The 12,287-nt window shown below is 69.4% G+C and carries 12 protein-coding genes and 3 tRNA genes; 9 read left to right on the top strand and 6 right to left on the bottom strand.

What is annotated here, in order from left to right:
- The coding region (locus GUY59_RS19005; RefSeq protein WP_201761044.1) for an acyl-CoA dehydrogenase family protein at nucleotides 1-584 on the bottom strand (584 nt) is incomplete at its 3' end.
- A gap of 93 nt (nucleotides 585-677) precedes the next feature.
- Between GUY59_RS19005 and GUY59_RS19000 the strand changes: the two genes are divergently transcribed.
- A complete protein-coding gene (locus tag GUY59_RS19000; protein WP_132332771.1) occupies nucleotides 678-977 on the top strand; it encodes a PspC domain-containing protein in 300 nt (99 codons plus the stop codon).
- Here GUY59_RS19000 and GUY59_RS18995 read toward each other — a convergent pair whose 3' ends face one another.
- Both GUY59_RS18995 and GUY59_RS18990 read right to left on the bottom strand, forming a co-directional pair.
- Complete coding sequence (locus GUY59_RS18995; RefSeq protein ID WP_330849177.1) at nucleotides 978-2,243, bottom strand: MFS transporter; 1,266 nt, start codon at nucleotides 2,241-2,243, stop codon at nucleotides 978-980.
- Between the two features lie 110 nt (nucleotides 2,244-2,353).
- On the bottom strand, nucleotides 2,354-2,704 hold the full coding sequence (locus GUY59_RS18990) for a metallopeptidase family protein (RefSeq protein WP_201761043.1): 351 nt from the start codon (nucleotides 2,702-2,704) through the stop codon (nucleotides 2,354-2,356).
- Between the two features lie 33 nt (nucleotides 2,705-2,737).
- On the opposite strand from GUY59_RS18990, the gene GUY59_RS18985 reads away from it, so the two are divergent.
- From GUY59_RS18985 to GUY59_RS18970, 4 genes are all read left to right on the top strand, one after another.
- The gene (locus GUY59_RS18985) at nucleotides 2,738-4,297 is read left to right on the top strand and encodes a metallophosphoesterase family protein (RefSeq protein WP_138208453.1); all 1,560 of its coding nucleotides are present in this window, start codon (nucleotides 2,738-2,740) and stop codon (nucleotides 4,295-4,297) included.
- Nucleotides 4,298-4,370: transfer RNA gene (locus GUY59_RS18980), tRNA-Glu, on the top strand.
- Nucleotides 4,371-4,460: 90 nt separating this feature from the next.
- Nucleotides 4,461-4,535 (top strand) — tRNA-Asp (locus tag GUY59_RS18975).
- 5 nt (nucleotides 4,536-4,540) lie between these two features.
- Nucleotides 4,541-4,614 (top strand) — tRNA-Phe (locus GUY59_RS18970).
- 157 nt (nucleotides 4,615-4,771) lie between these two features.
- Here GUY59_RS18970 and GUY59_RS18965 read toward each other — a convergent pair.
- On the bottom strand, nucleotides 4,772-5,758 hold the full coding sequence (locus GUY59_RS18965; protein WP_138208452.1) for a helix-turn-helix transcriptional regulator: 987 nt from the start codon (nucleotides 5,756-5,758) through the stop codon (nucleotides 4,772-4,774).
- Nucleotides 5,759-5,842: 84 nt separating this feature from the next.
- Here GUY59_RS18965 and GUY59_RS18960 point away from each other — a divergent pair, with 84 nt between their 5' ends.
- Nucleotides 5,843-6,274: a VOC family protein gene (locus tag GUY59_RS18960; RefSeq protein ID WP_138208451.1), complete on the top strand. Its 432-nt coding sequence runs from the start codon at nucleotides 5,843-5,845 to the stop codon at nucleotides 6,272-6,274.
- Between the two features lie 76 nt (nucleotides 6,275-6,350).
- Here GUY59_RS18960 and GUY59_RS18955 read toward each other — a convergent pair whose 3' ends face one another.
- Nucleotides 6,351-6,644 (bottom strand): hypothetical protein, encoded by a 294-nt coding sequence (locus GUY59_RS18955; RefSeq protein WP_201761042.1) that lies wholly within the window; start codon nucleotides 6,642-6,644, stop codon nucleotides 6,351-6,353.
- 226 nt (nucleotides 6,645-6,870) lie between these two features.
- Here GUY59_RS18955 and GUY59_RS18950 point away from each other — a divergent pair, with 226 nt between their 5' ends.
- The 3 genes from GUY59_RS18950 to GUY59_RS50040 all read left to right on the top strand — a co-directional run bounded on the left by GUY59_RS18950 (nucleotide 6,871) and on the right by GUY59_RS50040 (nucleotide 8,644).
- The gene (locus tag GUY59_RS18950) at nucleotides 6,871-7,275 is read left to right on the top strand and encodes a hypothetical protein (protein ID WP_138201881.1); all 405 of its coding nucleotides are present in this window, start codon (nucleotides 6,871-6,873) and stop codon (nucleotides 7,273-7,275) included.
- A gap of 76 nt (nucleotides 7,276-7,351) precedes the next feature.
- Nucleotides 7,352-7,534 (top strand): hypothetical protein, encoded by a 183-nt coding sequence (locus GUY59_RS18945; RefSeq protein ID WP_138201882.1) that lies wholly within the window; start codon nucleotides 7,352-7,354, stop codon nucleotides 7,532-7,534.
- A gap of 120 nt (nucleotides 7,535-7,654) precedes the next feature.
- Nucleotides 7,655-8,644 carry a helix-turn-helix domain-containing protein gene (locus tag GUY59_RS50040; RefSeq protein ID WP_132332763.1) on the top strand — a complete coding sequence of 330 codons (990 nt, stop codon included), beginning with the start codon at nucleotides 7,655-7,657 and terminating at the stop codon, nucleotides 8,642-8,644.
- On the opposite strand, the gene GUY59_RS18935 is transcribed toward GUY59_RS50040, so the two are convergent.
- Nucleotides 8,645-12,259, bottom strand: coding sequence for a S8 family peptidase (locus tag GUY59_RS18935; RefSeq protein WP_138201883.1), 3,615 nt, complete (start codon nucleotides 12,257-12,259; stop codon nucleotides 8,645-8,647).
- Nucleotides 12,260-12,287 lie beyond the last annotated feature (28 nt).

The following is a 12,287-nucleotide window of genomic DNA, read 5'->3' as shown; positions in this document are numbered from 1 at the left end:
GAGAAGCCGGGGGCGGAGGGGGGGACGACGAAGCCGCGGATGCCTTCGTCGGTCTGGGCCCAGACGACGGCGACGTCGGCGATGGAGCCGTTGGTGATCCACATCTTGGCGCCGTTCAGGATCCAGTCGGATCCGTCTTTCTTGGCGTACGTGCGCATGTTGGCGGGGTCGGAGCCGTGGTCCGGTTCGGTGAGGCCGAAGCAGCCGATCGCCTCTCCGGCGGCCATCCTGGGCAGCCACTCTTCTTTCTGCTCGTCCGAGCCGTACCGCCAGATCGGGAACATCGCCAGCGAACCCTGGACGGACACGAACGACCTGAGCCCGGAGTCGCCGGCCTCCAGTTCGCGGCAGGCCACCCCGTACGACATGGCGTCCGTGCCGGCGCAGCCGTAGCCTTCCAGGTGCATGCCGAGCACGCCCAGCGACCCGAGGGCGGGCGCGAGCTCGCGCGCGGGGAATGTGGCGTCCTCGAACCAGTCGCCCACGTGCGGGAGGACGCGGTCGGACACGAAGGACTTGACCGTGTCGCGGATGAGCCGCTGATCTGCGGTGAGCCGGTCGTCCAGGCGCAGCAGGTCGTCCATCGCAGGGGTCCTCTCGTCGCGTAAGGGACTACCAGGGTTCTACCAGGGACAATCCGGATGTGCTAACACCGGCCTGCAGGGCAGTCTTGAGGCATGAACGATTACGGCAACGTCAAGAAGCTGCGCAGGACTCACAAAGGCCGGATCGTCGCGGGCGTGTGCGCCGGCGTCGGCGAGTATGTGGGGATCGACGCCAACATGGTACGGATCGCGCTGGCGATCGCGACGCTGTTCGGCGGGCTGGGCGTCGGCGTGTACGTGATCGGCTGGCTCCTCATCCCCGACGAGCAGGCCGAGACCTCGATCGTCCAGGACCTGGTCAACAAGCAGCAGAACCGCAGCACGAGTACGCACACCGACTGGAACAGCGGCGACCACAAGCCCCAGCCGTGATCATGAGGGCACGCGGGCCTCACCAGGGGACTCGGTCCAGACCATGGCGAGCACGGCGGCGCTGATCAGCCCGGCAACCCCCGCCAGCGCGACCACCGGCTCAGGACCGAGTCTCTCCGCCGCGAACCCTCCGACGAGGATCCCGGCCCCCTGTACGGCCATCAGCCCCGACTGGACGAGGCCGAACGCCTGACCACGCCGTTCGGCCGGCACGTTCTGCACGAAAGCGGCATTGGCCGCGAGTTGGTACGCCCCACCGACGCCCGACAACACCCACGCCGCGAGCACCACGGCGAGCGGTGGCCGCAGCGCGGTCACGATCAGGGGCGCGCAACTGAGCATGGCCATCCACCCCATGAGCCGCAGCCGATGCGGCGGCGACACGAACCTGCTGAACAGGAACGCCCCCACTACCGTCCCGGTCGGCATGGCGGCCATGAGCAGCCCGGTGATCACCGGGACCGGCAGGGCGCCGGTGTGGAGGGTGGCCGCGTACGGGACGGCGAGGCCCTCCGGCAGGATGTAGAAGCCGCACAACCAGGCGAACAGGACAATCGTCCGCAGTTTCTTCGACCCGAACACGAGCCGGGCCCCGGCTCTCGTCATGGTCCACATGGACGGTCTGGCGCCGTCGTTGTGGGCGGCGGGGCGGCGGTGTACGCCGGTGACCAGGATCAACGCGGAGCCGAGGAACGTCGCGGCGTCGAGGGCGAGCGCGCGATAGGGACCCATGGTGGCGATCACCGCACCGCCGGCCGCGAACCCGAGCATCTGCACGGCCTGGTTCGTCATGTTCTGCAGGGCCGAGCCGATGACGTACATGTCGCCTTCGAGCACCTCGGGCAGCAGCGCCGCCCGCGCGGCCGAGAAGGGCGCACTGAGCAGCACCACGAGGAACACCAGCGCGCACAACGCCCAGAACGGAATGCCGGGCACGGCCATCACGGCCACGAGCGCGGCCCTGAGGAGGTCGCAGGTCAGCATGACGCCCCTGCGCGCGAACCGGTCGGCCAGGCCCGCCAGCAGCGGCCCGCCCACGATCGAGGGCAGGTAGGTCAGCGCGTAGACCGCGGCCGTGGCCAGGGCCGAGCCGGTGCGGTCGTAGACGAGCACCGCGAGCGCCACCTGGGCGAGTTGGTCCCCGAGGAGTGAGAGGCCCTGGCCGTACCAGAGTGCCCGGAACTCCTTGATTGCGATGACTTCTCGATATGTGGCTTGTTGTCCTTCGGCACGCCGATGCCGTCCTGGCAGCCGTCGCGCTCGCATGGCCCCCATTGGACTCCGCGGTGCCTGACTCACTGTGTTCGGTATGTCACCTAAGGTTGCCGAACACAATGGCAAGCCGCAACCCAAAGAAGTCAACCGGAAGCAAAGGGTTACCAGCCGAGTTCGTGCAGCCTGGCGTCGTCCATGCCGAAGTGGTGGCCGATCTCGTGGACGACGGTGATGCGGACTTCCTCGATCACGTCCTCCTCCGTGTCGCAGATCTGGCATATCGCATTGCGGTAGATCTCGATGCGGTCGGGAAGAACTGCCGAGTACCAGTCGCCACGTTCCGTCAGGGGGATGCCGGTGTACAGGCCGAGCAGGTCGGGCTCTGGTGGATCATCGACGACGGTGACGACGATGTTGCTCATGGTGCCTGTGAGGTCTGAGGGGATCGTGTCCAATGCCTCGGCCACGAGTTCCTCGAACTTCTCCCGGGTTACCTCGATCACACTTGCCATTGTGCCCCGCCTCTCAGGTATGCAAGAAACGGTATGAAGTTCGTCCACTGGTCAAAGGCAGCCATCCGGTCGAGGGCCTCGAAAGCCGTCGCGGTGCTCTTCGTCGCCGCTGTGGGCGCCTGGCTGGGCATCTTCTTCAGCGGCACCGTACGCGCCGAGATCGGTCCCGTGGAGACGGGCATGTCGCTGCGGCCGGCGTGGAGCGGCGAGACCGTCGTGGACGCCAGCCCGCTCGGCACGCTCACGTTCCGCACGCACGCGGCGCCGCTCAGGCTGCGCATCACGCTCGAGAACATCGACCAGGACCGCGCCCGAGCCCTCCTCGAGGACCCCCGGCTGGCCGACCGCCTGCCGGCGTTGATCGAGACCGACCTGCTGGACGGCGTGCGCGCGCTGGTCATCCGCTCCCTGCTGTGCGCGGGCGCGGGGGCGCTGGTGGCGGTCCTGATGGTGTTCAGGAGGCCGCGCGTGGCGCTGGTGGGGCTGCTGGCCGCCTCCGTGGCGCTCGCCTGCACGGGAGCGCTCGCCGCGCTCACCTTCCGCCCCGACTCGCTCGTCGAGCCGCGCTACTCGGGCCTGGTCGCCGCGGCGCCGTCCCTGGTGGGCAGTGCCGAGTCGATCGTGACGCGTTTCGAGTCGTACCGGTCGCAGCTCACCAAACTGGTGACGAACGTCTCCAAGCTCTACGACACCGTCTCGACGCTGCCGTTGTACGAGGCCGACCCTAAAACCGTTCGAGTACTCCACGTTTCGGACATCCATATCAACCCCATCGCCTGGAACGTCATCCGGTCACTCAAAGACCAGTTCGCCGTGGACATGATCATCGATACGGGCGACATCTCGGACCACGGCACCAAGGCCGAGAACAAATTCGTCAACGAGATCGGCCGGCTCGGGCTCCCGTACGTCTTCGTCCGCGGCAACCACGACTCGATGACCACCCAGAAGGCGGTCGCCAAACAGAAGAACGCCATCGTCCTGGACGACAAGACCAAAACCGTCGAAGGGCTGAACATCTACGGCCTGGGCGATCCCCGCTTCACCCCGGACAAATCCGTGCCCGTCTCCGCCGAGCCAGGCACCCTCGACGAGTACGCCCGCTCCCACCTGCCCAACGTCGACGAGCCGGACCTGATCGCCGTCCACGACCCCGACGTGGCCAAGGGCTTCTCCGGAGCCGCCCCCATGATCCTCGCCGGTCACACCCACGACCGCAGGACCACGATGTTCCGCTCCGGCACCCGCATGCTCGTCCAGGGCTCCACGGGAGGGGCCGGCCTGCGCGCGCTGGAACACGCCGAGCCGACCCCCGTCCAGGCTTCGGTCCTGTACTTCGACAAGGAGACGAAACGCCTGCAGGCCTGGGACGACATCACCCTCGGCGGGCTGGGGGAGCAGTCGGTTTACATCCAACGTCACGTGGAGGCCGACCCAGACCGTATGATTTCTCCAGAGCCAGCGAACGCCCCGTCGCCAACGGGATCCGTCACTGGCACACAGACGCCGACCGCCGGTTCGCCGCTTTGGCATCAGAGGCAATCGTCCCCTATGCTTCAGAGGTCTCCGACGGAAGGCGACAGGGAATCCTGAGCCCCCATCGTCTAGCGGCCTAGGACACCGCCCTTTCAAGGCGGCGGCACGGGTTCGAATCCCGTTGGGGGCACAGCGAGCGCCTGGCAACACCGGAAAACGGCTGGTCGAGGATCACCGGAAAGCTGGTAAGCTAAGCGAGCGCAAACAGCAAGAAACGCAAGGTCCTGTAGAGCAGTTTGGAGTGCTCGCCACCCTGTCAAGGTGGAGGTCGCGGGTTCAAGTCCCGTCAGGACCGCTCTGGGTCAGGTAGCTCAGTTGGTACGAGCGTCCGCCTGAAAAGCGGAAGGTCGGCGGTTCGACCCCGCCCCTGACCACCTCATAAGACCAGCAACAACGCCCCGTAGCGATGATCGCTCCGGGGCGTTTTCGTTGTGCTGACGACAGCAGGCAATGGCATGCGTATGCGTGGGACGCGGCCACGTAAGACCCCAGCGCGTGTCGGCCGGTCAAGGAAAGCGCGTCGGGAGTCGGTCATGGGGTGTGCGTGGTCTGATGCGGCCCGCCGGGGGCAGGTTCGCCGGTGTAACGGGCGGTGAGTTCGGCGCCGATCCGCGCCAGCTCGGCCTGCACGGCTGGTGGGTCGATCACTTCGATCGCGGCACCCCAACCGGCGAGGTTCCGGGCGATGTCCAGTGGAGTCGGTGCGGCGAGGTGTACGCGGGCACGGCCGTGGTCGAGTTCGGCGTCGGTACGGCAATGCCGGCCGAACTGGTTTCGCAGGACCGGTACGAATTTGGCCTCGATGAGGACGGTCGCCCAGATGCGTGAACGTCGCTGCTCCACCTCGTCGACGACGTGTTGCCAGGCGTCGTGGAGGGTGAAGTCGTCGGGGCGTTCGGCGGGCTGGTCGGTGGGGTCGGCTGTGATGATCCGGTCGACTCTGAAGGTGCGCTGCCCTCGTTCGGTTCCGGCGAGGAGGTACCAGATGTCGTCCTTGTCGACGACGCCCCAGGGGTCGACAAGCCGTTCGGTTCGCTTTCGGGTGCCGTCCGTGTAGACGAGCCGGACCTTGCGCCTGCGGATGACGGCGGCCTGCAGCAGGTCGACCGTCGTGGGGCGGCGGCGGTCGCGGTCGCCCCACCGGGTGGGGTCGTTCATCGTGGCATCGGCGGCGGCCTGGGCGTCAGCGCGGAAGGTTTGTGGCAGTGCCCGCAGAAGTTTGCGCAGTGCCGCCTTGGCCTCGTCGGAGACGGCCGCGGCCGGGCCGACGAGCAGAAACAACGCCTGAGCCTCGACGGCCGAAAGGCCGGACAGGTCAGTGCGGGCACCGCCGAGCAGGGACCAGCCGCCACCGCGTCCGGGTTGGGGATAGACCGGGATGCCCGCCGCGGACAGCGCCTCCAGGTCGCGGCGGGCGGTGGCGACTGACACCTCCAGCTCGTCGGCCAGCTCGGCGGCGGTCACCCTGCCGCGGGCTTGCATGATCAAGAGGGCGGCGACGAGACGGTCGGCGCGCATTTTCCTCCAGAAAAGTGCTCAGTTGATGAGCACTTTAGGCGACAGGATGGTTCTCTCGTCACCGACCGAAGGAAGGCGTAGGGAATGTTGCGAGGATTTGCCACGATCAGCTACTGGGCGGACGACATGGAGGCGGCCACGCGGTGGTACGCGGAACTGCTGAAGGTCGAGCCGTACTTCGCGCGCCCGATCGAGGGACCGCCCGACTACGTCGAGTTCCGCATCGGCGACAGTCAGGACGAACTCGGGCTGATCGACCGCCGGTTCGCGCCGGTGGGCGCGGCGTCCGGTCCCGGCGGAGCCGTCATGTACTGGCACGTCGACGACGTGGAAACGACGTTCCAGAAGCTCCTGTCGATGGGAGCCGAGGAGTACACGCCGATCACTCCGAGGGAATCGGGGTTCGTGACCGCTTCTGTGGTCGACCCGTTCGGGAACGTGCTGGGCATCATGTACAACCCGCACTACCTGGAGGTCCTGGGCGACCGGAAGCAGGAGCCCGGCCGCGACGGCTAGACCAGGGAAAGTACCGTGACGAAGATCAGGAAGAGCAGGAACACCACCATGCCGCCTCCCACCACCACAAGGGGGATCATGCAGCCCTTGCCGTTCCAGGGTTGGGGGCGGGGCCGAGGGCGCCTCGGGAGTAGGCCCATACGGGGGCGCGATATTCGAGCTCGGACGCCATCCCGGGCTGGAGCCAGAGCGTGAGGTCCGCGGGGCCGATCTGCGCCGGGAGCAGGTAGGGCAGGTGGACGTGAAGGTGATACTGCCCAGGAGGAAGGGGGATCACGTTGCGGCCCCACCGGCCCTGCGTCGGCCGCCCGTTCAGGACGATCCACGGGGTGATCAAGGCGAACATGACGGTCGCCCAGTGCCGCTTCACGTCGAGGACGAGGTGCGCCTGACCGCCGGGCGGGAGGGGCGCGGGCGGTGGCTGGTTCCATGGGGTGTGCAGGCCGGGGGATGCATGGCGGACATGCTACTGGCCCCTCAGGGCGCCGAGGAGGACGCGGGAATGCGGGTGCTGGTGTTGTCCGGGCCTCCGGCGGCGGGCAAGAGCACGTTGGGGCGGCGGGTCGCGGGCACGCGCGCGCTGCGCCTTCATCGACGTGGACGACGTACGTCAGCTCGTGCTCGCCGGTGCGGTCGCCCCTTGGAAGGGCGCCGAGGGGCGCAGGCAGCGGCGGCTCAGCGCGGTGAACGCGTGCGGCCTGGCCGGCAACTTCGCCGCCGCAGGGATGGACGTCGTCGTGACCGACGCGCTCGACGAGGAGACCCTGGCGGTGTATCGCGCGTCCCTGGAGGACGTGCTGGTGGTGCGCTTGGAGGTGGCGTACGAGTGCGCGCGGGAGCGGGCCATGGGGAGGCCGATCCATCTCACCTGGGACGAGTTCGCGCTGCTGCACAAGGAGCAGGAGTCGGTGGCCGGGGCCGATCTGCGACTGGACACCACTGACCTGAGCGTGGACGAGGCGGCCATGAGCCTGCTGGCGATGTGGGCCCCAACGGGATAGCGGAAAGTGGACGGATCAGCTGCCACGATGAAGGCGCTACGCCCGTGACGACGCGGAGCCGCTGCTCGCTCAAGGGGTGCTCGACCGGTGGCTGTTCGACGTCACGCAGCTGCTGGAATGGGGGTACGGTGACGCCGGCGGGGCCGACATCCCCGTGATCTCGCAGGGCACGACCGGGCAGGCGTTCGCGCCGCAGGGCTCCCGTCAGGTCAAGCGGCTGTCGAGCATCGGGATGAGTACGGCACGCGTGCCCCCGTGAGCACTCATTAGGACGCCCAGGTCATGGTGCCCGCCAAGGGCAGACGGACGGCAGCACGTTCGTGCCGCTGCGGCATATGTGGGCATATATGCCCTTTGGTAGGCATGTCATCATGGGGGCATGCTGGAGGTTGCCGGGCTGGGTGAGGTGGAGGAACGGGCGTACCGGTTACTCGTACGGGCCGGTGAGGCGGACCTGGCCGGCCTGGCCGAGGAACTGGACCTCACCCGGGAGGCCGCGACCGCCGCGCTGGAGGCGATGGCGGGCATGGGGCTCGTCCGCGAGATCGAGGGCAGCACGGGACGCAGGTTCGCGCCGGTGGCGCCGGAGGTCGCGCTCGGCCCGCGGCTGGTGCGCCGGCAGGAGACCATCGACTGGGCCCGGCAGGCGGTCGACCAGCTCGCCGAGGAATACCGCGCCAGCCTGCGCCGCAGGGACGCCGACCGGCTCATCGAGGTGCTGCCCAGCCGGGCCGCGCTGCGCGAGCAGGTACGCCACCTCCAGGACAGCGCCCGCGAGGAGGTCATGTACTTCTGCCGCGCGGGGCACGTCGTGATGCCCTCGACGGACAACACCGAGGAACTCGAGGCGCTCGGCCGCGGCGTGGCCTACCGGGTCATCTACGAGCGGGCCCTGCTGGAGGAGCCCGGGATGGTGGCCAACGTGGCCTTCGGCATCAAACTGGGCGAGCAGGCGCGGGCCGTGCGTTTCCTGCCCGTGCGGATGATGATCGCCGACCGCTCCACCGCCCTGCTGCCCCTCGTGCAGTACGCCGGCCGCACCACCGAGCCGACCGCCGCGCTCATACGGGGGAGCAGCCTGCTGGAGGCGCTCATCGCGTTGTTCGAGGCCCAGTGGGAGCGGGCCACGCCGATCAGGTTCCTCGATGACGGCCAGGTCACCGACACCGCGCCCGGCTGCCCGCTGGACGCCGACGAGCTCTACCTGCTCTCGCTGCTGGTAGCCGGGGTGCCGGAGAAGTCGATCGCCAGCCAGCTCGGGCTCAGCCTGCGTACGGTGCAGCGCCGCGTCTACCACCTGATGCGGCTCGCGGGCGCGCAGACCAGGATGCAACTTGCCTGGCATGCGGCCCGCGAGCGCTGGTTGTAGCTACTTCACCCCGTACGCCCGGGTGACGGTCTGCTCGAACCGCTCGCCCGAGGCGCCGGTCGCGGTGACCCGCAGCGACACTCCTGTGCCGGTCCTGCGGTGGGAGACCAGTGCCTTGTACCGGCCGTGCCCCACGGGGAGCAGCGCCAGCCTGCGCCAGGTCCTGCCGTCGTCGTATGACAGCTCCGCGGTGAGCTTCCTCGCCTCGCGAGCGGTGAAGCCCAGCGCGACCGGCAGCGTACGGTGCACCTTGCCCTCAAGGTCGGCGGGCACGTCGTAGTCCACGCCGAGCAGCGGCAGCCGCTGCGTGCCCTCCGGCCGGGCGGACCTGAACGTCCACGCGCTCTCGGTGGCCGTCGCGTAGCGCCATTCCTCCGAGGTGCGCGTCGTGGACAGCTCCAGGCGGTACTCGGCGTCGCCCTGGACGGCGGCGATGTCGCCCCGCAGGTTCTTGCGTTCCTCGACGAGTTCGCCGTCGCGGTAGACCCTGGCCGCGGTGGTGTCCTTGTCGTTGCTGTCGCCCGCGTAGCCGTAGTGGCCGTCGGCGTCCACGAACTCCGGCACCCGCACCGACAGGGCGTCGCCCGTGCGCGTGGCCTCCGTGGCGGCCGGGCGTACGACGGGGGCGAACCACCGTTCCCTGGCGATCTCGCCCGCCCGGTACGTCCTGGGCCGGTCGGTCAGGCCCCCGCGCAGCCGGCTCGACGACTCCCACGTGAGCGTGTGCTGGACCACGTGCTGCCACTGGGTGTCGCCCGAGCTGACGTACTCGGCCCTGCGCAGCGGCGTGCGCACCACGCGCTGGGTCTCCATCTGCCGGCCCAGGTCGTAGGTCTGCCACGGCCGCCACCCGAACCGCTGGTCCTTGCCGTACGAGCCGCCGCCGGACTCCTGGTAGCTCGTGTCGACCCTGGCGGTGTTACGCCAGCTGACCTCGTGCACGATCCGGTCGGGCACCCGGCCCGAGGAGACCTGCATGACCTCGTACAGGTAGGGGGTCGCGAACTGGCCGGTCACGTCGAGCGTGGCACGGCCGGCGCGGGCCTCGTCCAGCAGCACCTGGCCGCGGTCGTGCGTGATCATCAGCGTGGGCAGCGGGTCGCGGTCGCCCACCGGCGTCCACGGCTGCCACATGGCCCTGCCGTCGGGCCCGACCACGACCACCGCCGCCGCGCCGGCCGCGGCGATGTCCTTCAGCTTGCTTGTCCAGTCGCCGAACGTCGCGCTGGTGATGACGACCGCCTTGCCCTTGACGTCGATCCCGCCCACGTCGCCCGTGCCGCCGTCGACCAGCTTCCAGCGCTTCCTGCCGTCGATCTCCGGCGAGCGGATCGTGGGGCGAACCACCAGCGGGTCGCGGCCCAGCCGGGCGCTCACCCGGGGCGCCGCGAGCTGCCAGCGCGAGGAGAACTCGAAGGTGCCGTTGCGCACCGGCGCGGTGGGGGTGACCGCGAGCCCGTCGACCGAGGGGAAGTTCATCGCGCTCGACGTGATCTTGCGGGAGCCGTACGTGCGGTGGGTGAAGTAGGTGGAGATGCCCTCCTGTATCACCTCCTGGGAGGTTCTGATCTCGATCGGTACGGCGGTCCTGGCGTCGAGCACGACCTCCATGTCCGAGGTGACCGGCAGTTCGGGGTTGACGACGAGGGAGTCGACGGGCAACTCGTCGTGCGTCTCGCCCATGATCGCCTGCATGTGGTAGGTGCCCTCCGGCACCTCCACGGTCCAGCCCTCGTGCTCGCGCAGGATGTAACCGTAGGCGTCGTCCCTGGCGGCGGCTCCGTACATCGTGATCAGCGGCACGCGGGCGGGACTGCCGTCCCGTTCGATGCCGGTGAAGTGCACCTTGTGCATCTTGCCGCGCCGGGTCAGCGCGAGCGTGGTGTGCGCGGCCACCGAGCCGTCGGCCGCGGTGGCGGTGACGTGGCCGACGTGCCTGCCGTGCACGAGCTTGGTCAGGTCCACGGTGGTCTCGACGGTGGCGCTCGCCCCGGCGTCCACGGTGAGGGTCGTCGCCGACAGGTTCACGGCGCCCTCTCCGGGGGCGTCGCCGTCCAGGTTGCCCAGGGTCGCGGCGACGGTCAGCGAGACGGGCTCCTCGCCGGTGTTGGTGTAGGTGATGGTGCCGCCGGGGATGTCGGTCCCGTCGTCCTCGAACACGCCCATGCTGAGCGACGCCGTGGCCGTGACCGCCTGCCGTACGGCGCGGGCCACGTCGAGACGGCCGCCGCCCTGCTCGTACGGCGTCTGCCCCTCGACGGTCTTCGCCGTCGACACCAGCGCGTCCTTGAGCTGCCCGGGCTTCCACTCGGGATGGCGCTGCGCCAGCACGGCCGCCGCGCCCGCCACGTGCGGGGTGGCCATCGACGTGCCCGACAGCTTGGTGTACCGGTCGTCGACGGGCGTGCCCAGCTCGGTGCCCGCCGCCCGCGCGGCGACGATGTCCACGCCCGGGGCGGTGATGTCGGGCTTGAGCGCCTCGTCCAGGCGCGGGCCGCGGCTGGAGAACGGCGCCAGCGCGTCGTTCGCGTCCACCGCGCCGACGGTCAGCGCGGAGGTGGCGGCTCCCGGCGAGCCCACCGTGTAGTCGTCGCCCTCGTTGCCCGCCGCGATGACGAACAGGCTGCCGGTCTCCTCCGTCAGCACGTCCACCGCCTTGCTGAGCGGGTCGGTCCCGTCGGTGGGGCCGCCGCCGAGGCTCATGTTGACGATGTCGGCACCGCTTTCCCGAGCGGCCCACTCCATGCCTTCGAGCACCTGCGACTCGGAGCCGTTGCCGTTGGCGTCCAGCACCTTGCCGATGACCAGCTCCGCGCCGGGCGCGACGCCCTTGCGCAGCCCGCCGGACGCCTCGCCGGTGCCCGCTACCGTGGCGGCGACGTGGGTGCCGTGGCCGTGCTCGTCCTTGGCCGAGGGGTCGTCGGTGAAGTTGCGGGTCCCTGTGACCTTGGACGCGACGTCGGGGTGCGACTCGTCGATCCCGGTGTCGAGGACGGCGACCTTCACGCCCTTGCCGTCGTACCCGTCCTGCCAGGCCTGCGGCGCCCCCACCTGCGGAACGCTGTGCTCCAGCGACGCGGTGACCTTCCCGTCGAGCCAGATCTTGGCCAGCCCGTCGCGCAGCCGCGGCTCGTCACCGGAGCGCTCGGCTCCCCAGAGCACGGGCAGCGCGTCCTTGTCCGCCCGCAGGGCCCGCGCGTTGACGCTCTTCAGCGTGACGGCCTGCCGGCTCTCCTTGTACGCCAGGATCAGCGGCAGGACGTCGCTGCTCTCGTCGTCGTACCCCTGCTCGATCAGGTCGCTGACCGAGAACAGCCGCTCGTCCATGAGCCCCCGCGAGAGGTAGGGGACCATGTCGGCGGGGGTGACCACCAGGTCGCCGTTCTCCTCCTTGGTGAAGAACCTGACGTCCTCGCGGCCCTTGCCTGGTTGTACGGTCGCCGCGCGCTTGCCGCCCGCGAACTCCTGGACCGTCACCACGTCACCGGTGATCAGTGTCACCCGGCGCGGGTCAGAACCTGCTGCCGGCTCGGGCGCCACGGCGTGCGCGGGCACCGGTACGGCAATCATCGCCAGGCCCGCGCCGATGGCGGCCAGGCGGGTGATCCATCGCATGAACGAACCGATCTGTCTGTGGGGGTGG

Source organism: Nonomuraea sp. K271 (assembly GCF_009908215.1).
Lineage (GTDB): Bacteria > Actinomycetota > Actinomycetes > Streptosporangiales > Streptosporangiaceae > Nonomuraea > Nonomuraea longispora.
The sequence above is the reverse complement of the archived record's forward strand: the minus strand, read 5'-3'. Positions and strand labels throughout refer to the sequence as shown.